The 19,903-nt window shown below is 43.3% G+C and carries 19 protein-coding genes; 11 read left to right on the plus strand and 8 right to left on the minus strand.

All coding sequences use genetic code 11. The features are described 5' to 3' along the window. Positions 1 to 23: 23 nt before the first annotated feature. On the plus strand, positions 24 to 896 hold the full coding sequence (locus QFZ80_RS36400; protein WP_307563465.1) for an SDR family oxidoreductase: 873 nt from the start codon (positions 24 to 26) through the stop codon (positions 894 to 896). An 81-nt stretch (positions 897 to 977) separates the two neighbouring features. Here the strand turns inward: QFZ80_RS36400 and QFZ80_RS36405 are convergent, their stop codons facing one another. Next, a complete protein-coding gene (locus QFZ80_RS36405) occupies positions 978 to 1,730 on the minus strand; it encodes an alpha/beta fold hydrolase (protein WP_307563466.1) in 753 nt (250 codons plus the stop codon). Positions 1,731 to 1,858: 128 nt separating this feature from the next. On the opposite strand from QFZ80_RS36405, the gene QFZ80_RS36410 reads away from it, so the two are divergent. Beyond that, the gene (locus QFZ80_RS36410; protein ID WP_307563469.1) at positions 1,859 to 2,812 is read left to right on the plus strand and encodes a helix-turn-helix transcriptional regulator; all 954 of its coding nucleotides are present in this window, start codon (positions 1,859 to 1,861) and stop codon (positions 2,810 to 2,812) included. Here QFZ80_RS36410 and QFZ80_RS39255 read toward each other — a convergent pair. The 3 genes from QFZ80_RS39255 to modA all read right to left on the minus strand — a co-directional run bounded on the left by QFZ80_RS39255 (position 2,809) and on the right by modA (position 4,750). Beyond that, positions 2,809 to 3,141, minus strand: a complete 333-nt coding sequence (locus QFZ80_RS39255; RefSeq protein WP_307550356.1) for a DUF5658 family protein — start codon at positions 3,139 to 3,141, stop codon at positions 2,809 to 2,811. The genes QFZ80_RS36410 and QFZ80_RS39255 overlap by 4 nt on opposite strands. A 116-nt stretch (positions 3,142 to 3,257) precedes the next feature. Continuing rightward, the gene (gene modB / locus QFZ80_RS36415; protein ID WP_307555814.1) at positions 3,258 to 3,929 is read right to left on the minus strand and encodes a molybdate ABC transporter permease subunit; all 672 of its coding nucleotides are present in this window, start codon (positions 3,927 to 3,929) and stop codon (positions 3,258 to 3,260) included. A gap of 2 nt (positions 3,930 to 3,931) precedes the next feature. Beyond that, positions 3,932 to 4,750, minus strand: coding sequence for a molybdate ABC transporter substrate-binding protein (modA, locus tag QFZ80_RS36420; RefSeq protein ID WP_307563470.1), 819 nt, complete (start codon positions 4,748 to 4,750; stop codon positions 3,932 to 3,934). Between the two features lie 167 nt (positions 4,751 to 4,917). Here modA and QFZ80_RS36425 point away from each other — a divergent pair, with 167 nt between their 5' ends. Next, the gene (locus QFZ80_RS36425) at positions 4,918 to 5,871 is read left to right on the plus strand and encodes a helix-turn-helix transcriptional regulator (RefSeq protein ID WP_307563472.1); all 954 of its coding nucleotides are present in this window, start codon (positions 4,918 to 4,920) and stop codon (positions 5,869 to 5,871) included. Between the two features lie 110 nt (positions 5,872 to 5,981). Here the strand turns inward: QFZ80_RS36425 and QFZ80_RS36430 are convergent, their stop codons facing one another. Both QFZ80_RS36430 and QFZ80_RS36435 read right to left on the minus strand, forming a co-directional pair. Then, positions 5,982 to 7,538 carry an ABC-F family ATP-binding cassette domain-containing protein gene (locus QFZ80_RS36430; protein ID WP_307550349.1) on the minus strand — a complete coding sequence of 519 codons (1,557 nt, stop codon included), beginning with the start codon at positions 7,536 to 7,538 and terminating at the stop codon, positions 5,982 to 5,984. A 190-nt stretch (positions 7,539 to 7,728) separates the two neighbouring features. Next, positions 7,729 to 8,478: a spermidine synthase gene (locus tag QFZ80_RS36435; protein WP_307550347.1), complete on the minus strand. Its 750-nt coding sequence runs from the start codon at positions 8,476 to 8,478 to the stop codon at positions 7,729 to 7,731. A 136-nt stretch (positions 8,479 to 8,614) separates the two neighbouring features. Here QFZ80_RS36435 and QFZ80_RS36440 point away from each other — a divergent pair, with 136 nt between their 5' ends. Continuing rightward, entirely contained in the window at positions 8,615 to 8,998 is a 384-nt protein-coding gene (locus QFZ80_RS36440; protein ID WP_307550345.1) for a GyrI-like domain-containing protein, read from the plus strand. Between the two features lie 65 nt (positions 8,999 to 9,063). Here QFZ80_RS36440 and QFZ80_RS36445 read toward each other — a convergent pair whose 3' ends face one another. Continuing rightward, positions 9,064 to 9,327, minus strand: coding sequence for a hypothetical protein (locus tag QFZ80_RS36445; RefSeq protein WP_307550343.1), 264 nt, complete (start codon positions 9,325 to 9,327; stop codon positions 9,064 to 9,066). Positions 9,328 to 9,573: 246 nt separating this feature from the next. Further along, a complete protein-coding gene (locus QFZ80_RS36450) occupies positions 9,574 to 10,470 on the minus strand; it encodes an AraC family transcriptional regulator (RefSeq protein ID WP_307550341.1) in 897 nt (298 codons plus the stop codon). Between the two features lie 122 nt (positions 10,471 to 10,592). Here QFZ80_RS36450 and QFZ80_RS36455 point away from each other — a divergent pair, with 122 nt between their 5' ends. From QFZ80_RS36455 to QFZ80_RS36485, 7 genes are all read left to right on the plus strand, one after another. Further along, positions 10,593 to 11,669 carry a Gfo/Idh/MocA family protein gene (locus QFZ80_RS36455; protein ID WP_057303993.1) on the plus strand — a complete coding sequence of 359 codons (1,077 nt, stop codon included), beginning with the start codon at positions 10,593 to 10,595 and terminating at the stop codon, positions 11,667 to 11,669. Positions 11,670 to 11,691: 22 nt separating this feature from the next. Further along, positions 11,692 to 12,528 (plus strand): sugar phosphate isomerase/epimerase family protein, encoded by an 837-nt coding sequence (locus QFZ80_RS36460; protein WP_307550338.1) that lies wholly within the window; start codon positions 11,692 to 11,694, stop codon positions 12,526 to 12,528. Positions 12,529 to 12,617: 89 nt separating this feature from the next. Then, complete coding sequence (locus tag QFZ80_RS36465) at positions 12,618 to 14,408, plus strand: sensor histidine kinase (protein WP_307550337.1); 1,791 nt, start codon at positions 12,618 to 12,620, stop codon at positions 14,406 to 14,408. Beyond that, positions 14,401 to 15,951, plus strand: coding sequence for a response regulator transcription factor (locus QFZ80_RS36470; RefSeq protein ID WP_307563475.1), 1,551 nt, complete (start codon positions 14,401 to 14,403; stop codon positions 15,949 to 15,951). The genes QFZ80_RS36465 and QFZ80_RS36470 overlap by 8 nt, the downstream gene beginning before the upstream one ends. Before the next feature lie 146 nt (positions 15,952 to 16,097). Continuing rightward, positions 16,098 to 17,054, plus strand: a complete 957-nt coding sequence (locus tag QFZ80_RS36475; protein WP_307563477.1) for an ABC transporter permease — start codon at positions 16,098 to 16,100, stop codon at positions 17,052 to 17,054. 75 nt (positions 17,055 to 17,129) lie between these two features. After that, positions 17,130 to 17,969, plus strand: a complete 840-nt coding sequence (locus tag QFZ80_RS36480; protein ID WP_307555812.1) for a carbohydrate ABC transporter permease — start codon at positions 17,130 to 17,132, stop codon at positions 17,967 to 17,969. An 87-nt stretch (positions 17,970 to 18,056) separates the two neighbouring features. Next, complete coding sequence (locus tag QFZ80_RS36485) at positions 18,057 to 19,739, plus strand: ABC transporter substrate-binding protein (protein ID WP_307563480.1); 1,683 nt, start codon at positions 18,057 to 18,059, stop codon at positions 19,737 to 19,739. Positions 19,740 to 19,903 lie beyond the last annotated feature (164 nt).

Genomic DNA, 19,903 nt, shown 5'->3' on the forward strand with positions numbered 1-19,903 from the left:
ACGAAGGAAGGAAGGAATTTATCATGTCTATTGTAATTACAGGTGCTACAGGTCAACTTGGAGGTCTCGTTATTCAAAATCTTGTGGGCAAAAAGGTGCCCGCGAATCAAATTGTGGCTGTTGTTCGTAATGTGGAAAAAGCCTCCGCTCTTGCGGAACTTGGCATTGAATTGCGTCATGGGGATTATAATGATCAGGCATCGCTCGAAAAAGCATTTGCCGGAGCGTCCAAACTGCTCTTTATCCCGAGTCCGGATGCCCATGATGAAACGTTGCGTATGACTCAACATACCAATGTAGTAAATGCAGCTAAGACTGCACAAGTAGGACATATTTTATATTACGGATTTGCTTTTGGTGAGGAGTCCAAATTAGTTCTTGCTCCAACACATGTGTCTACGGAAAATCTCATTCGTACCACGAATATCCCTTATACATTTCTACGCAATTCACTCTATTCAGATGTTTTCATTAACCCGCAGGCGATAGGTGCAGCCGTACAATTTGGAGCAGTGGTTACGAATGCCGGAGATGGAAGAGTCAATACGGTGACTCGCAGCGATCTTGCTTTGGCCGGCGCCGTGGTACTTACACAGGAAGGTCACGAAAATAAATCGTATAATCTTGTTGCGAGTGAAACGTGGAGTTTCGGCGAACTGGCGCAAGTAATCTCGGAGGTATCCGATAAGCAAGTTGTTTACCAGTCCGTTTCGTTTGATGAGCAGAAGGGCATTCTTTTACAAGCAGGTCTTCCTGAGCCTGTAGCAATCCTGTTCGCAGGGATTTATCAAGCTATTTCCGAAGGAGAGACATCGAAGACTTCCGATGACCTGAAGAAACTCATTGGGACCCTAACACCTCTTAAAGAAATCGTCAAGCAAGCTTTGCAGGGTTAAGGACGGCACTGTTTTTGAAAGTAATTTAAAAGACGACTCAAATTCATTTCCTGAATTCTAGAGTCGTCTTTTTATTAATTGCTATAAGACTTTTGGAATATCGGTAACTTCCCTATTGGCTAGGAAGTTATGTAATATAAGCTTCAATCCATCCGGATCGCTAAGCATCGGTAAATGCCCGGTATCCAGACTTTGCACCGATTGTGGAGAAAGATTTGAGATCATTTTATTCTGTAAGGAGAGACTGAATTCTTTATCTTTAGTTAGTTTCACATATAGCTTCGGTACAGCGGGAACGGACACATCGATAGGGTCTGTATAAACACGAACGGACTCTGGAACGAATCCTTTTACAATATCCGAAGTCTGCTCCGGTGTAAGGTCATTGCATAATCCGGCTCGGATCGCAGACTCGGGTGGTTTCGTACCCATTTTCCGCAAAATGGTAGACATCAGGATCCTCTTGGGGAATGGCAGAACGGATAAAAATGACCCCCCATTCTTCGGAATTGCCGCTCCAACTGCGACAAAGCCTATCAAACGATCGGATAGTTCTGATGCAAGTCTAAGAGCGAGAACGCCTCCAAGTGAATGGGCAACAATAACAAACTTCGGAGTCTCCCATGCATCTACTTGCCTTTTCAAATGGCTCACATAATCCCCTAGAGTAAGCTCCTTCCTCGATTCAACAGAACCTTTCCTATTAGGGAAATCGATCTGTAAACAGGGATAATCAAGCCCCTCAATAACTTTGTCCCAGACGCCACTTTGCAAGCCTGCTCCATTAATAAATACGAAACCCGTCTTCTTATGTGTAAGTTCTTGTGTATTCATCTTTCATTTCCTCCTCGGATCATAGCTTATGATTGGTTTATAAGATGAGGATATCATATAAATAAGACAATTAATGTCTTATTTATATGATAAAATGAAATAAAATATCTCGAGAGCGGGGGATGCGGTTGCAAAAGTCACAGCGGCTAATCCAACTGATTATGATGGTTAACGCCAGAAAGTCCTTTACTGTTAAAGAGCTGGCTGGTGAACTCGGGTTATCTACTCGAACGATTACGCGGGATTTACAGGAACTGAGTGAACTAGGCGTTCCCATCTATTCTATCCAGGGGAGAGGGGGCGGCTATAAGCTGCTGCAGGAGAGATTACTTCCCCCGATTAGCTTCTCCGAAAGCGAAGCGGTCGCCATGTTTTTCGCCTGCCAGTCCTTGGACTACTTCAGCTCCTTACCTTTTGGCGATGGGGCGGGCTCTGCGCTGCATAAGTTTTATCATTACTCACCTGCTGACGTAAGGGAGCAGATAGATCGTTTAAAGAATAGGGTTGCGATCTACAGCCCGTACCGGCTCATGTCTCCGGAAATTCTTCAAACCCTTCTGCAGGCGATTATGATTCGCAGTGTGGTAACGATAGATTACAGTTCTAGCAGCGGCGTGTTGAAACGTAACATTCAGCCTATTGGTTTGTATGCGAGTTCTGGTTATTGGTATTGTCCTGCCTATTGTTTTTTACGTGAAGAAATTAGGCAGTTCAGGGCGGATCGGTTCCTCTCCGCTTCTCTGAACGATTCGATCCCTTGTAGAGAAGACATCGAACAAAAAACCTTGCTGAATAAGCCTGAAAAAGACCATCTGGAACAGAAAGTGCTTCTACTGGAATTGACCAAAAAAGGCGTGTGGCAGCTCGAGTCCAATACTCGGTTTGCCTCTACTATACAACGCAACGAAGACGGTAGCGGGACTGCGGCTGTTCCAATTGCGGCTGAGGACGTGCATTTCTATGCGGATCTTGTCTGGCAACTGGGGGAAGAAGCCAGAATAATGGGGCCAATTGAAGCTATTGCATACATCGAGCAAAAAATTGAATCCATGCGACGATTATATAGCAGATTGAATGATTAGCCATTTGCAACGTAAGTCAATCCATAAGATAACCAGATGAAATGGTAGACATTGACGGCTCCGTAGATCAAGACGGTGAGGGTCAAACAGGGCTGGACCCAGACCCTTTTGGGAATACGGGGATAGATGGCCATTAGGATCAAAGGAAGTATCAGTTTAATAAAATAATATCCACCCACGTGCCACTCGTAAATGTGCCGGATAAGTGGATTTAATTCCTCGATGAATGCCAGTTGCAGGCCAATATCGGTGAAAAACGCATCGCTACAACATAAGAGAAGTAACCAAATAAGTGTTTTACTGATAAAAAATTGACGAAAGACATCCATAGGCGTCCTCACTTTTCAACGGCAAGAATGAAGTGGAAATGATAAGGTTATATACGGATGATACATAATGTAACTTTTGAAAGCAATAGGCCAAGTGTAAATAAAAGGACTTCCAACTAACTCTTGGTTTTGTGGTTAGCGAACAACAACAGTCCGAATGAGATCAGGATTATGGCTGCTGCCCAGCACCATGCGAGGGTTAGATCACCAGATTCAACAGCCATATATATGGCGGTAGGCAATGTTTGGGTTTTGTGAGGGATGTTGCCTGCTATCATAAGTGTTGCACCGAATTCCCCCAGCCCTCGAGCAAAGCCAAGAATGTAAGCTGTCGTAACAGAACGCCATGCCAAAGGTAACGTTATATATCGTAGAACTTGCCACTCGTTTGCTCCCGTTGATCTCCCTGCGTCCTCCAGATCTTTGTTGACCGAGGAAAATCCGGTTTTCATCGTTTGATAGACTAAAGGAAAAGCAACCACGATCGAGGCGATCACCGCAGCCCCCCATGTGAATATGATCGACTGATTGAAGAAGTTTTCCATGAGGTACCCAATCCAACTCCTTTTACCCAGTAAGACCAGCAAGATAAAGCCTACGACTGTCGGAGGCAGCACCAAAGGCAGTAGAAAGGTAGTTTCTAACAATGTTTTTCCGCGAAAGTTCCGCCGCGACATTCCCCATGCTGCTAATCCACCAATCAAAAGAACAAAAATGCTGGATACGACGGCAACCTTTAAAGAAAGGATTATAGGATAAGCAAATTCTGCCCAGTTTATCTGTGTCATCATCATTTTGGAATAGAGAAACCGTATTTTACAAACACATCTTGGGCTTCTTTACTTTGAAGATATGTGTAAAAGTCAGCGGTTTCTTTGCTGTGTTTTGTTGCTTTTACAATTCCGGCAGGATATTCAATAGGCGTATACGTTGTTGGATCAACACTAAAAGCTGCTTTCACATTTTTTGAAGTCAACGCATCAGTCTTATAAACAAAACCGGCTTCAGCATTCCCGGACTCTACGTAGGTAAGTACTTGGCGAACATCCTTGCCCTGTACGATTTTGGCTTGAAGTGTATCCCAAAGTTTCGCGTTAGTCAATGCCTCTTTGGCATAGCTGCCAGCAGGGACAGTCTGCGGTTCTCCGACTGCTAAGTGCTTGATCGTTTCGTTTGTTAAATCTGCTATTTGTTGTACAGTCACTTTACCATCAGCTGGAACAACGAGAACTAATTCATTAATAAGCATGCTTTTTTGCTGTGATGGCTGAATCAATTGCTTATCGACTAGGGTTTTCATATTTTTAGTCGCAGCCGAAAAGAATAAATCTACAGGGGCTCCTTGTTCGATTTGCTGTTGCAGAGCCCCTGAAGCTCCAAAGTTAAAATTGAGTTTAATTTGTTTATTTTTGTTCTCGTAATTCGTTTGAATCTCCTTGAATGCATCGGTTAAGCTTGCGGCTGCGGAAATCGTTAATTCTACTTTCCCAGTGGGTATTGATGTTGAACTTGCAGCAGGTTGCTCCTTCTTGCTCGCACAACCTGTGATAATCATGGCAGTTATAACGAAACATAATGAAACATAACTAAACATTCTTATTTTTAACATCGTATACCCTCCGAGTTTGAGTTTATATCTATTTGATAATAAATAAAATTGTATAATTAGTGATAATTATATAAAACCATATTTAATTAGTAAACAACGGGATTGAAATACCCTATTTGTCAGCTTATGATAGATGATAATGAAAAACATGCTTTTGGAGGTTTACAATGACAGCTGACATTTCCTATACAACGGAAGAAATATCTAAACTTTTGAAAATCTCCAAACTAACTGTCTATGATCTTATAAAAAAAGGGGATCTGCCTTCCTATCGTGTCGGTAAGCAAATGCGCGTAGACGCATCGGATCTCGAAGCATATAAAACACGTACGAAAGGAGGTATGGCCTCTATCCTCAAAAAGGATCTGGCCGAACCTCCTGCACAGCTGCAATTCCATGCTGCCTCATCTTCGAAACAGTCTCTTGTTATAACTGGACAGGACGTTAGCTTGGACATTTTAGCCAAACATATCGAGAGACATGTAACCAATTACAGACCGCTTCGTTCTTACGTGGGAAGTCTGGATAGCTTAATTTCGATGTATAAGGGTGAATCTGATATTGTCAGCACTCATTTGCTGGATGGTGACACAGGTGAATATAACATTCCCTATATCCGGAAATTGCTGACGGGTTCTTCCTATCTGGTTATGAATCTCGTTTCTCGATCGGCCGGCCTATATGTTAAGCAAGGAAATCCCAAACAGATATACAGCTGGGCGGATCTCAAGAAGCCTGGGCTTCAAATGGTCAATCGTGAAAAAGGTTCCGGAGCACGTGTTCTTCTTGATGAACAGCTCCGTCTTCATGGAATTCCTTATCAGCTGCTAAGCGGTTATGAGCAGGAGGAATCGAATCACATAGGTGTGGCTGGTAAAGTCGCCACGGGTGAAGCGGATTTCGGAGTTGGGATTGAAAAAGCAGCCTATATGGTTGGCGGCATTGAGTTCATTCCGCTTATTCAAGAACGATATGACCTTGTCATGTTAAAAAAACCGGAAAATCTAGCATGGATTGAGAGAGTTAAGAAGGTCTTACAATCCGAATCCTTCCATAATGAGCTGCGGCCTATCCAAGGTTATGACTTATCGCAGACAGGACGCATTCTATTCGAGACTTAACTAGGTGACGCAGGGGAAGATGCCAGTTTGAAATATCATCATGCGACTCATACATGAATATAAAAAGCTTACCTAATCGCAAGCGATTAGGTAAGCTTTTTAGGTACAATTTAAAACACTTTCGTCGTCCAGGATTCACAGTTCCATGTATCAGTCACGATATCACGGTAAAATTCAGGTTCATGGGAAATCAGCAGGATGCTGCCTTTGTACACCTGGAGAGCACGCTTCAGTTCATCCTTCGCATCGACATCCAAGTGGTTCGTCGGCTCATCGAGCACGAGTAGGTTCGTCTCTCGGTTGATCAGCTTGCAAAGCCTAACCTTAGCTTTCTCACCACCGCTGAGTACCACAACTTTACTCTCGATATGCTTCGTTGTGAGACCGCATTTGGCTAACGCCGCGCGTACTTCGAATTGTGAGAATGAGGGGAATTCATTCCATACTTCCTCAATACAGGTGTTGTTATTGGAATCCTTGATCTCCTGTTGGAAGTAACCAATTTGGAGGTTATCTCCCTTTTGTACAGACCCGGATAACGACTTGATTTCACCCAAAATACTGCGCAGCAAGGTCGTTTTACCAATTCCGTTCGCCCCTACAAGCGCGATCTTCTGACCTCGTTCCATGCGAAGGTTGAGCGGTCTGGATAAGGGATCCTCGTAACCGATAACGAGATCGGTCGCTTCAAAAATCAGCTTACCAGCCGTTCTCCCCTCCTTGAAGTTAAACTGAGGCTTCGGTTTTTCTCTGCCCAGCTCGATGACTTCCATCTTGTCCAGCTTCTTTTGCCGGGACATCGCCATATTCCGCGTCGCGACACTCGCTTTGTTACGGGCAACGAAGTCCTTCAATTCAGAAATTTCCTGCTGTTGGCGCTTATACGCGGATTCAAGTTGTGATTTTCTCATTTCGTGAACCTGCTGGAAATGCTCGTAATCGCCAACATAGCGGTTTAAGGCTTGATTTTCCATGTGATAAATGAGGTTGATAACGCTATTTAGGAACGGAATATCATGTGAGATAAGAATGAAGGCATTCTCATACTCTTGCAGGTAGCGTTTCAACCATTCGATATGCTGTTCATCCAGATAGTTCGTCGGCTCATCGAGGAGCAGAATATCTGGTTTTTCGAGCAGAAGCTTGGCAAGCAATACTTTTGTCCGCTGCCCACCGCTTAAATCATTGACGTCTTTATCCAGTCCAATATCGGTAAGGCCTAGTCCACGGGCGGTTTCTTCGATCTTGGCATCGATCATGTAGAAATCTTGATTCGTCAATGTATCCTGAATCGTTCCAACATCTTCAAGCATTTGCTCAAGCTCTTCTGGCGTTACGTCGCCCATCTTGGCGTACATATCGTTCATTTCCTGTTCCATATCGAACAGATATTGAAAGGCTCCCTTTAAAATGTCGCGGATCGAAAGGCCCTTGTTAAGTACAGCATGTTGATCCAGGTAACCAACACGCATACGCTTGGACCATTCAACCTTGCCGTCATCTGGCTGGAGCTTACCTGTAATGATGTTCATGAAGGTGGACTTCCCTTCACCGTTAGCGCCGATGAGTCCGATGTGCTCGCCCTTGAGTAAGCGGAAGGATACATCGTTGAAGATAGCGCGGTCTCCAAAGCCGTGACTTAGTCGTTCTACGTTTAATATGCTCATGAATGACACCTTTTCTTTTGAACTTTAATCTTATTTTATTATAAACGATAGGTAACGAACAACACCAAAAAAGACCATCAATTTAGAGCAGCTAGAAATCGCTATATTTGTTGTTATGGTTACATATTCCTTCATAGGTTTACCTGGCATGGCGGTCACTCAACTTTGAATTGCATCGATAGAGGTTTTCTCACTTTGGGCTGCTATCCCTAATGATATATCCTTGTCCAAGTTCAATCTGGGTGAAACCTGCCATATGGCGTGCTTGAAATCCGATTGGCTTGTTTCTGCCCATGATAATGATATTTAGTATGTCGGCGGCACTCTCAGATGGCAGGGCAAACGATTTGATATAAGCATATTCCTCGCTAAGAGTCGTATGAATGGCGTTAAGGAGCTGATCATTCTCGCCTTTACCCATCAGATTCATGATGATAGACCCTTGGGAATCGAGTTTCTCCCTAGTTATCCTGAAAAATTCCCTGGATGTTAAATGCAGAGGAGTCCCCTTCTCCGTGAAGGCGTCCAAAATAATATAATCGTAGGTCAGCGGTTCCTCACTCCCGAGAATCTGGCGTCCATCACCAACAATCACATTATCCTTGCGGTATCCAAAAAACCTCTTGCTTAACTCCACGACCTTATCATCGAGCTCCGCTACTTTAAATCGTTTCTCCGAATAATGCCCTGCTATCGTTCCAATTCCGTGTCCAATGACAAATGCATCCTCAAATGACGGGGTGTTGAAATCCATTAAATGGATAATAGCCCGCGGATATTCAAATAGGATTCGTTCGGGATTATTTAAATCCATCGCACCTTGTATAGCCTTATTGGAAAACTCCAATACTCGGAAATTCCCTTTCTCACCATACAACTCCGGCGTGTCGTATACAGATATCTCGTGATTATGGTTGACCTCTTTAAACAGTAAATCCAAGTCATGTAGCTCCTTCTTCTTAATATTTGTTGGTAACTTAATTCTAACATTATTTCATATTTATTTATAAAAGCTGACAGACTGTTGTCATGTACGAATGTTATATTTTCTATAAAACTAGTAGGAGGAAATATACATGCATGCAGCAGTTACTGAAAAACAGATTTTTGGCAAAAGAATAAGAACAAATAATCAAAATACAGATAAAATACTTAGTCTGTGGGAAGAGTTTCTTCGTTTAAACATAAAAGGTGATATATATGCAGTTTATAATAATTATTCAAGTGATTTTACAGGTGATTATGATTTGCATATTGGTACTGAAGAGAAGTTTACGAATGAAAGTAGTGTCATAATTCCAGCAGGAAACTACCATGTTGTAGAAGTAGATAATACGGATCCACAAGGTGTCTATCATACTTGGGTGGAGATCTGGAATAGTGATATTAAAAGAGCATATAAAGCTGATTTTGAATGTTATTCCAAGGATGGCAGTATACAAATATTTCTATCCATTTAATAATGAATAGGAAAGAGAACCACAACCCGTTGTTGTGGTTCTCTTTTTGTCTTTTTAATAACAAATTATCGATTGCGTTGTAACACCAAATATCCGCTAAAACTTGAAGTTTTTTTCTGGAACACCACTTTAAAACCGATGTCATTGTCTAATAAGCAGTTTAATGCATTGATAAGCAATCCATTGGGTACCAACGTAAACCTACAAGGTTGAGCACTGCCAATAACACGAGCAGCTATAATCCTGCGTGCTGAACCAGGATTTAGAGGGTTCCTTGTCCAACTGATCAATACTAAATCAGGCTGTAAAACAGCTTTTGCACGAGCCATTCCGATCACCTCGTTTCTATATTAGATTCAATATATAAAATGCAAAGTAGATTTATAGTGTGCGAAACAAAAGGCGGAGTAATGAACATTGGCATTCATGAAAAAAAGACCTCTCAGCTGCCGATTAGGGCGTGTGAGGTCTGGGTTCAGGGCTGAGAAGGCCGTATCCGACTTCTCAGCGGGTTTTCGCTGATTGTGTCTTCTATTCATGATGGTTTGCGTCTATAAGGAAACCACAGGAGTCGTTTATCCTTGCGTCACTCGCCGACCATACTCGGCTTTGCGATAATCCTTCGGCACAATGCCTTTGCTTTCTCGAAAAATACGGGAAAATGTTTTGTACGAGCCATACCCAACCTCTAAAGCAATCTCCGTCACGCTCATGTCGGTGGATACTAGCAGGCTGCACGCATGGCGCAATCGCAGATCGTGCAGGAAATGAACGAACGTTTGGCCAGTCGTTTGTTTAATGACCTCGCTGATGCGGGATACACTCATCGTGAACCGTGAGGCGAGGTCAGACAAGGCCAGATCCTCCTGATAGTTCCGGTGGATGTAGTGGATGATTGGCCAAACCGAAGGACTCGTTTTCGCCCCTGAGAGCGGCAATATTTCTGCAGCTTCAGCCTGTCCCGCTTGTTTCCAACGATAACGATCGAACCGAACAAGAATTTCCTTCAGTCTCGCTTTCAGCAGCGTCTGCCTGTAGCGTTCGTTCGCGTTGTACTCTTTGTACATATCTTCAATGAGAGCACTCATTTGCTGTTGATCTTGCCCGCTCAGTTGGACGTAGCCTGGCAGGGTATTCGTATCATTAAACAAGCCGGACAAGCCTTGATCGTTCCCTGGCTCCATAAGCAGGTCCATACTGAAAGAGCAGTTAAACAGGACTAGATGCTCCCCCGGATCTGTGAAAATTTCATGCACCTGATAGGGCAGTACGAACGTAAAAGTGCCTGGTGTCATCGTATGTTTCACATCATTTATGGTTTCTGCTCCTCGGCCATTGACGACATAAGAAAACTCTAGGTAATCATGGCGATGTGCCCGAAAGCCTCGGTCGAGCGTATTCCTGCTGAAGTGGAATGGGAAAGATGAGTCCATATTGGGATACGTTTTTAGATAATCGGGAAAGTACGTCATAGTGAGGCTGATCTCCTTCGAAAAAATGGGACGTTTTCCGAAATTACGGTACGACTTCTTGCTGCACTTATTTTACCATAAAAGGAGATCGAACAGGATGTGCATATGAGGAGGAACGAACAGTGGGAAGCGTTAACAAAATTAGAGTAGGTATTATTGGAGCGGGGAATATTGGCGGGGTTCATATTCGTGAGTTTTCAAAGCTAGCCAATTTATGTGAAATTACGGCGATTACGGATGCCTATCTGCCACTCGCGGAGGCACGTGCGCAGGAACACGGTATTCCTTACGTGCCGGCAACCCCTGAAGAACTTATACAAAGTGCGAATGTAGACGCTGTAATTATCGGTGTGCCTAATATGCACCATGCTTCGCTTGCTGTACAAGCGATTGAAGCAGGCAAGCATGTGCTGATTGAGAAGCCAATGGGTATCAATGCGGAAGCGGCCAAACAAATTTACAAAGCCAGTCAAGCATCAGACAAAGTCGTCATGATCGGTCATCAAATGCGTTGGGAATCCGTACCCCTTCAAATCAAGGAGCAGGTGGATGCGGGTGAACTCGGCAAGATTTATACAGCGAAAACAGGTTGGTTCCGCCGCAAGGGTATTCCTGGTTGGGGCACCTGGTTTACGAAGATGGAGGAGTCAGGCGGGGGCCCGCTGATTGATATTGGCGTTCATATGTTGGATCTTGCCCTCTACTTGATGGGGAATCCGAAGCCAGTGTCGGTATCGGGCGCTACGTATGCTGAATTCGGGCCTCGTCGCAAAGGAATCGGAACTTGGGGTACACCGAACTGGAACGGTACGTACGACGTCGAAGATTTGGCCACTGCTTTGATTCGCATGGAAGATGGCAGCACGCTGACGCTGGAAGTGAGCTGGGCCGTGCATATGGATACGGACAATACACCGTTCGTTCACCTGATGGGAACAGAAGGCGGAGCGAGCTATCGCGGAGCTAACGGTAAGCTGTTAACGGAGAAGTTTAACAAAGCGATCGAGACCGATCTGAAGAAACCGGATGATGATGAGGGTGAACGTCTGCGCCTCAGCCTTCATTTCCTAGATTGCATTCGTGAAGGCAAACAACCGATAACATCGGCACTCTCCGGCTATACGAACAATTTAATTCTCGATGCCATTTACGAATCTTCACGAACAGGGAACGAAGTGAAGCTGAACTGGAACGAATAACATCACACTTGGAGGGATAAACATGCTTAGAGGATTAACGGGGGCTGGACTCGGCAAGCTTGAAAGTAATGAACAATTTATAGAGTTAGCGGCAAAATATGGCTTCGAGGCCGTCGATATCGACGCTCTTGGTTTAGTAGAGAGCTACAGTGTAGATGGGGCACGTGAGCTGCTTCATAAACATGGCCTTGTCATTGGTTCCATCGGTCTGCCGGTTGAATGGCGAGGAACGGAAGAGACTTTCCTTGCAGGCTTGCCGAAGTTGACACAAGCAGCAGCCGCTGCTGCAGCACTTGGATGTACGAGCTGCTGCACGTACGTGTTACCTTCAACAGATTTGGGCGCTGCGCATTTCATGGCGTTAGCTACACGCAGACTGCGTACTTGTGCTCAAATCCTAGGCGCCTACGGCATCCGTCTTGGACTAGAATTCGTTGGTCCGCATCATCTGCGTACCCGCTGGAAGCATCCGTTCATCTGGACGCTGGATGAGACGCTGGATTGGATCGACGCCATTGGCGAGAGCAATGTAGGCTTATTGTTCGACGCGTATCATTGGTACACGAACGGGCTAACGGTGACCGATATTGAGAAGCTTCGTGCCGAGCAGATTGTGCATGTCCACATCAACGACGCACCTGACGTTCCCGTGGATCAAGTACTGGATAACGGACGCTTGTATCCAGGTGAAGGCGTAATCGACTTGGCAGGCTTCCTGCAAGGGCTGCAGCGTATTGGTTATAAGGGGGCTATCTCTCAGGAAATATTGACGGCAACGCCGCCGACAGAGTCCCCCGAGAGCTTAGTTCAACGTTCCAAAGCCGGCTTTGATAAAGTGTATGCGGCAGCTGGGATTTGATTTTGTAACATAGAAGGTAATGGTTAAATAAGAGGGGCTCGCCTTGAGTAGGCTGGCCCTCTTTCTTTTTTATAGCATAGGAGGGCAGCATGGGAAATATCGCGCTAATCACAAACAATATTCAAATAAAGAAGAAGCTGATCCTATCTTATTTATTAGTCGTCTTTGTTCCTGTCTTAACGGTAGGGCTTCTGTTGACGGAATCTTTGAAGGACATGGCAATCGAACATGCCGTGCAGCAGTCTATCAACAATGTTGAGAAAATAAAAAAACAAGTGGAGGAGACACTCAAAATACTGACGGACATTTCTAATAAAGTCTACTTCGATAAACAATTAAAAGCTTTAGTAAGTAAAGAATATGAATCGAACCTTGAAGTATTTCGTGCGTATTCCGAGTATACCGATCTAACCGACTACATGCTTTTATACAAAGAGATTTCCGGAATCCGATTCTACACAATGAATGCAACCTTGCTTGAAAATTGGTCTATTTTTCACTTGAGTACGAGCATGCTTAAAGAACCTTGGTATATGGATGCCATTGAAAACCGCGGCAAAATTGGTTGGTACTATATACCTGATCAAACGAAGCAAGGGCTAAATTATGTAAGTCTTGTAAGGCCTATTTATTATAGCAATATGACCCTCTGCGGTATGTTGGTAATTACTATCAACCCGCAGAACTTGCACGCGACTATTAATCAAGAACCTTTCGAGACCATGATTCTTTCTGATCAAGATGAGGTTCTTGCCGCGAAAGACCAAACCCTTGTCGGCAGCTCGCTTAAGCAGCTCCAGCTAGTCGATTCTTTTGGCAGCCAAGCGATTAAAGTTGAGGATTCGAACTACCAAGGTAAACAAGTGAAAATCATTAATCAATCAATATTCCCAGAAAATAGTAATAATAGCCTTCGTATTATTAGTGTGATTCCATTAGAAACCATATTAAAGGAGTCTCAACACATTAGTTACATCGCGTATTGGATCATATTTAGCAGTCTGCTGTTATCCATATTTTTTATTCTCTTTTTTTCAAGTGCTATGACGAAGCGGATTGGTGTTTTGATCCGAGATATTCGAATGGTAGCCAGGGGGGATTTAACACATAGCTCGGTTGTTCAAGGCAAGGATGAGATCGGACAGCTCTCGCATCATTTTAATCATATGGTAACCAGCATTGATGATCTCATGAAACGGGTCGAGGAAGCTCAGCGAGAGCAGCATGCGCTTGAGCTCAAGCAAAGGGAGATTAAATTTAAAATGCTTGTTAACCAAGTGAATCCACATTTTCTGTTTAATGTACTAGAGACGATTCGAATGAAAGCCGTTTGTCAGGAGGAAGAGGAAATTGCCTACTCTGTTAAGGCGCTTGGAAAGCTTCTTCGTCATAATCTGGAAATTGGGCATGAAGCCGTTTCACTGTTATCCGAGATTGAAATGATACACATCTATTTAGAAATTCAGAAATTCCGATTTGGCGATAAGCTCAATTATGAATTGCCTAATCAGACGGAAGCTGGGGGAATTATGATACTTCCCATGCTTTTACAGCCTATTGTAGAGAATGCCATTATTCATGGTATCGAAAATAAGATCGGAAAAGGGACAGTAAGCGTCCAAATCCAATATGAGGGTTCTACGATTAAACTTAGTGTAAGCGATAACGGGATTGGCATAGAGGCGGATAAATGCAAGGAGATTATGGCTACCCTCCATAATCCAGAGGATGAACAAGGTCAGCGGATTGGTTTGCGCAACGTTCATCAGAGGATCAAACACTACTATGGGGCTGAATATGGATTAGATCTAAGCAGCCACCCCAAATTAGGAACGAGGATCAGTATCATCATACCTATTGGAGGGAAAGAAGATGTATAAACTAATCATAATTGATGATGAACCCATGATTCGTCAAGGATTGAGGAAAATTATTGACTGGAAGTCCTTCGATATTGAGATTTGCGGTGAAGCGGATAACGGCTTGGAGGGACTTCAGCTGTGTAAGGATATCAATCCTGATGTGGTGATCGTTGATATTAGAATGCCCGGTATGGACGGATTACGGCTTATCGAAGAGGCCAGGCTGCATGGACTACAGAGTGATTTCATCATTTTAAGTGGTTACTCCGAATTTTCCTACGCACAAAAAGCTACTGAATATGGTGTCCGTTGTTATTTACTGAAACCGATTGAGGAGACAGAGCTGCTTACTCGCATAAATGATTTATGTGAGATATGGAAAAAGCGGACCAGAGAACAGGAGCAGCTGCAATCTTCTACACAACTTATTATTCAACATAAGCTTCAACACTTGCTGTTCCGGGAGAGCGTTTCTGATGGAAATGATGAAGAACACACTCTTTTATCGTCGCATCTCGGGCTTCCGTGGAACACCTACCAAATGATTTTGATCGAATCGGAGCTCCAACAATGGGAGCCTGAGGGTATGACATACCTATCTGAGCATTTAAACAGACATATGATCAAACACCATAGAGGTGTCGTTTTTCCCATTGGAAAGTACATGGGGATATTGTGCGAGGAAATAGATCCTTATTTGGAGCTTGATCTTTATTTATCTGAGGCTCAAGAGGCAATGGACTTGGAGCTAGTTGTTGCCATTGGGCCAAACGTGAACCACTTTAACCAGATAGGTAAGTCATATCAATATGCCTACGAATGGATGAAGAAGAAATTCCTTTCTGAGAGAAAGGGCAGCATTCTTACCCCTCTTCCTGTTCAGGTTCCTGTTATAACCATCGATCTCTCAGCTTTTTCAATTGGGAGTTTTGCCGATCATACCTCAAAAGCGATTGTTGCGGGTAATCAAGACCTGCTATTGGATATATTGACGGATGCTGAATCCGCAATGCTGCAGCTTGGATGGTATGAAAAACAAATCAAAGCCAGCTATATCTCCATGTACGTAGAATTGATAAAGCTCCTAACCGACATAGAGGAACGGATGAAAGCCCATTTGCCTACGTTAAATGAGATCGTTAAGGCTATTGATAATCAGAGAACTATGCAAGATTTACGAGCCTTAGTCGAAAAGGAGCTGCTTGGCATTTGCGAGCATTGGGCTAAAGAAAAAAGAAATAACAACTTCAATAGTATTCTCGATTATATCTCTACGCAATATTGCTCGGAGATCAACTTAGAAATGTTGGCGAAATTATTTCATTACAACAGCTCTTATTTAGGCAAATTGTTTAAAAGTCAGACAGGTGAATCGTTCAATACCTACTTGGATCGGATTCGAATGGATAAAGCCAAGCAGCTACTAATTGATGACTATAGAGTGTATGAAGTAGCTGAAATGGTAGGCTATGCGAATGTCGATTACTTTCACTTGAAATTTAAGAAAGCGATTGGAGAATCACCGACGATGTACCGGGAAAAATGGAAAACAAAAACGTGAACCTGTGTGAAGATAACGCGTTGAATTTCCATTCAATATCTAATTATCAAATGATTCATATCTAGTTTTTCGGGTGTTGCAAGCGCTTTATTCCCGTTATATTTGTAGATGTAAGTACGAATATATGACTAAAGGAGCGCATTTAGATGGAAACCAGGAGTCAACCTCATATCGCTGCTTCAATTGGAAGGAAGAAATCAAAGTGGAACACCATCATTGAACAGCGGTATCTATTTCTCATGTCGCTGCCGTTTGTCATTTGGCTTTTCATTTTCAATTACGTTCCTATTTGGGGATGGACGATGGCCTTTCAGAAGTACAAACCTGGTAAATCGTTCAGCGAGCAAACCTGGGTTGGATTCGATAACTTTGTGCAGCTTTTTCAAGAGCCGCACTTCTACCTGGTCCTGCGGAATACGCTTGCTATGAGTTCTATGAGTTTGGTCGTAGGATATACGGTTCCCATTGTGTTCGCTATTTTACTTAATGAAATTCGTCTAATGGCGTTTAAGCGAACGATGCAAACGATCTCCTATTTACCGCATTTTGTATCATGGGTCGTTGTGGCTGGCATCGTAACGAAGATGTTATCAACAGACGGCGGTATCGTTAACGAAATTTTGGTTGGTCTTCATATTATCGATAAACCGATTCAGTTTATGGCGCAAGGACATATGTTCTGGGGCATAGTCACGTTGTCTGATCTCTGGAAAGAGATGGGGTGGAATTCAATTATATATTTAGCTGCAATAGCAGGCATTGATCCGGAGCAATATGAAGCCGCCAAGGTAGACGGAGCTGGGAGATTTCGACGTATGTGGCACATTACGCTCCCTGGGATTCGTCCTACCATTATGGTCATGATGGTACTCTCTATCGGGTGGTTAACCAGCATCGGTTTTGAGAAGCAATATTTGCTCGGTAACGCTATTGTACAAGATTACGCAGAAGTTCTTGATCTTTATGTACTGAACTACGGAATAAAGCTTGCGCGCTTTTCATTCGGTACAGCCGTGGGGATTGTCAATACTATCGTCGCGATTACACTGCTTCTGACGTCTAATTGGTTATTCAAGCGTTGGACAAAAGAAAGCGTTATATAGGAGGCGATAGCTTTGAAGGTTGGAACAGGAAATAAATTAGGGGATGTCACTTTCGAACTATGCTTGTATGTATCTATGGTTATGGTCGGTATCGTAACGATCTATCCCTTTTGGAACATTCTTGCGATCTCTTTCAATGAAGCGATGGATAGTGTTCGAGGTGGCATTTATCTTTGGCCTCGCGTATTCACATGGGAAAACTACAAGCAGATATTTATGTACAACAATCTGATTGTTGCTTTCCAGAATTCCGTGCTTCGCACAGTTATAGGAACCGTACTTGGTGTATTTAGCTCAGCGATGGTTGCTTACGTTTTAAGTCGTAAAGATTTTATTGCCAGAAAGCAAATGTCCTTGATCTTTGTACTTACCTTGTATTTCTCTGGGGGCATAATTCCTGTTTACATGTTAATGAGAGATCTGCATTTAATGAATTCGTTCTGGGTTTATATCTTACCGGGACTTGTCAGTGCATGGAATATATTCATCATCCGTTCTTTCATGGACGGGCTGCCGATCAGTTTACAGGAATCGGCAAAGCTAGAAGGTGCGAACGACATGACGATCTTTTTCAAAATCATATTACCGCTTTGCAAACCTGTACTCGCGACCATAGCTTTATTTATCGCTGTTGGACAGTGGAATTCATGGTTCGATACATTCTTGTACAATAGTAACTCCGAGCACTTATCTACATTGCAATATGAATTAATGAAAATATTGGCGAACACGACAGCAGGTTCCAACAACGCTGATCTTGCACGAAGCTCAAATCCAGGGATCTCCGCTCAGGTATCACCGGAATCTATACGGGCTTCTATTACAATAGTCGCTACGCTGCCAATTTTGATTGTCTATCCGTTTCTCCAAAAATACTTTGTCAAAGGGTTAACTTTGGGGGCCGTTAAGGCGTGAGCTAGGTGTCATATAAGATTTATTCCATTCGGTATGAACAGGTCATCGATCTGTTACTACATAGGTACCAAATAAGGAGGGCTAATAATGAAGAAGAGCAGAAAAATGATGGCGTTAACTTTGGTTGCTGCATTGACTTTGACAGGCTGTAGTATGATGAGTGAAAATTCAAAAGACACAGAGACAGTGGCGAATTCGGCCGCCAAAGATGACAAGTCTCCAATCACAATAACCATGTTTAGTGCAGATCAAAACACGAACTATGAGAACATGCAAAGCCCGGTCGGCAAAAGGATTACAGAATTAACCGGCGTTACCCTCAAAATCGATTATCCGGTTGGGGATCCGAAACAAAAGGTAGCCCTAATGTCGGCAAGCGGGGAATATCCTGATCTGATTTTTGCGAAAAATGATTCAAATATTATCGCAGATGCTGGCGGGTTCGTTGATCTTGCTCCGCTGATTGATAAATATGGCCCCAATCTCAAAAAACTGTATGGCGATTACTTGAAGCGATTGAAGTGGAGTAAGGATGATAAAGCCATTTACTATCTAGGTACATTCGGTGTCAACGAACAGCAATGGGAGCCTAAAGATGGTTTTCAACTGCAGCATCAGGTTGTCAAAGAACTTGGTTATCCTAAACTAAAAACGCTGAACGATTATGAGAATGCCATTAAAGCCTTTAAAGAAAAACACCCTACAATTGATGGGAAACCGACGTTAGGACTATCGTTACTCGCTGATGATTGGCGGATAGCCCAATCGGTTACGAATCCAGCCGTATTCGCAACCGGAGGTTCTGACGACGGGGAATGGTACATCGATGAGAAAACACAAAAACCGGTGCTCCATTTAACGCGCCCTGAAGAAAAAGAATACTTCAAATGGCTCAATCACATGAATGATATTGGTCTTTTGGATCCAGAAAGCTTTGTTCAGAAATACGATCAATATAAAGCGAAAATTGCTTCCGGTCGTGTGCTCGCTATAATCGATTCCAAATGGCAGTATTCAGAGGCAGAACAATCTTTGAAGCAAGCAGGAAAAAGTGAACTTACGTATGGCATGTATCCCATTACATTAAATGAAAGCTTTAAGAACAAAAACTTCCAAAGTGCAGGTTACTCAGCGGGTTGGGGTGTTGCCATTTCCAAATCTGCTAAAGATCCGGTGCGTATTATCAAATTCTTGGATTGGTTAGCTTCTGATGAAGCTCAAATTTTAAACAACTGGGGAATTGAAGGAGTTAACTACAAAATCGAGAATGGCAAACGAGTCATTCCGAAGGAAGAAATGGATCAACGTGTGAAGGACCCTCAATATGGGAAGAAAACGGGAATTGGCGTATATGGATATCCATTCTCGCAGCACGGGGATGGTGTGAAGGATCCTTCTGGCCAAACGTATACGATTAAAAGTGAGCAGCAAATTATTGACGGTTATACAACGGTAGAGAAAGAGGTCCTTGCCAAGTACAATGCGAAGATGTGGCAGGATCTTTACCCTAAAGCTTCTGAATTCCCAAGTAAACCTTGGGGGGCTGCTTGGCAAATCAATATTCCTCAAGACACTGATGGTGCAATTATCTTCCAAAAAGCTTTGGAGCTGTCTAGAAAGCGAATTCCGGAACTCATTATGGCGAGTCCGAAAAAGTTCGACGAGTTATGGGAATCGTTCCAAAAAGAACTGGAGCAAGCAGGGGTGAAGAAATTGGAAACGCAATTTGATGCTCTCCTCAAAGAGCGTATTAAGATGTGGAACGAATAGCTTGTAGTTATAGGATGAACGGAGGAGGCTGTCGCTATTGTCAAATAGACGACAGTCTTCTTATTTTGCAACAAAAAAGCGGACCAAATGGAGCCCATTTTCCATTCGACAAAGGTTCCTAAAATCCACCCCTATGGAATGACAACCTTTTTATCCATTTTCTT

The organism is Paenibacillus sp. V4I7, from assembly GCF_030817275.1.
Lineage (GTDB): Bacteria > Bacillota > Bacilli > Paenibacillales > NBRC-103111 > Paenibacillus_E.

What these genes read in the sequence shown, in the direction of transcription:
- QFZ80_RS36400 (WP_307563465.1), top strand. Translation starts at nt 24, where the DNA reads ATGTCTATTGTAATTACAGGTGCTACAGGTCAACTTGGAGGTCTCGTT.
- QFZ80_RS36405 (WP_307563466.1), bottom strand. Translation starts at nt 1,730, where the DNA reads ATGAATACACAAGAACTTACACATAAGAAGACGGGTTTCGTATTTATT.
- QFZ80_RS39255 (WP_307550356.1), bottom strand. Translation starts at nt 3,141, where the DNA reads ATGGATGTCTTTCGTCAATTTTTTATCAGTAAAACACTTATTTGGTTA.
- modB (WP_307555814.1), bottom strand. Translation starts at nt 3,929, where the DNA reads ATGACACAGATAAACTGGGCAGAATTTGCTTATCCTATAATCCTTTCT.
- modA (WP_307563470.1), bottom strand. Translation starts at nt 4,750, where the DNA reads ATGTTAAAAATAAGAATGTTTAGTTATGTTTCATTATGTTTCGTTATA.
- QFZ80_RS36425 (WP_307563472.1), top strand. Translation starts at nt 4,918, where the DNA reads ATGACAGCTGACATTTCCTATACAACGGAAGAAATATCTAAACTTTTG.
- QFZ80_RS36430 (WP_307550349.1), bottom strand. Translation starts at nt 7,538, where the DNA reads ATGAGCATATTAAACGTAGAACGACTAAGTCACGGCTTTGGAGACCGC.
- QFZ80_RS36440 (WP_307550345.1), top strand. Translation starts at nt 8,615, where the DNA reads ATGCATGCAGCAGTTACTGAAAAACAGATTTTTGGCAAAAGAATAAGA.
- QFZ80_RS36445 (WP_307550343.1), bottom strand. Translation starts at nt 9,327, where the DNA reads ATGGCTCGTGCAAAAGCTGTTTTACAGCCTGATTTAGTATTGATCAGT.
- QFZ80_RS36450 (WP_307550341.1), bottom strand. Translation starts at nt 10,470, where the DNA reads ATGACGTACTTTCCCGATTATCTAAAAACGTATCCCAATATGGACTCA.
- QFZ80_RS36460 (WP_307550338.1), top strand. Translation starts at nt 11,692, where the DNA reads ATGCTTAGAGGATTAACGGGGGCTGGACTCGGCAAGCTTGAAAGTAAT.
- QFZ80_RS36465 (WP_307550337.1), top strand. Translation starts at nt 12,618, where the DNA reads ATGGGAAATATCGCGCTAATCACAAACAATATTCAAATAAAGAAGAAG.
- QFZ80_RS36470 (WP_307563475.1), top strand. Translation starts at nt 14,401, where the DNA reads ATGTATAAACTAATCATAATTGATGATGAACCCATGATTCGTCAAGGA.
- QFZ80_RS36475 (WP_307563477.1), top strand. Translation starts at nt 16,098, where the DNA reads ATGGAAACCAGGAGTCAACCTCATATCGCTGCTTCAATTGGAAGGAAG.
- QFZ80_RS36480 (WP_307555812.1), top strand. Translation starts at nt 17,130, where the DNA reads ATGGTTATGGTCGGTATCGTAACGATCTATCCCTTTTGGAACATTCTT.
- QFZ80_RS36485 (WP_307563480.1), top strand. Translation starts at nt 18,057, where the DNA reads ATGAAGAAGAGCAGAAAAATGATGGCGTTAACTTTGGTTGCTGCATTG.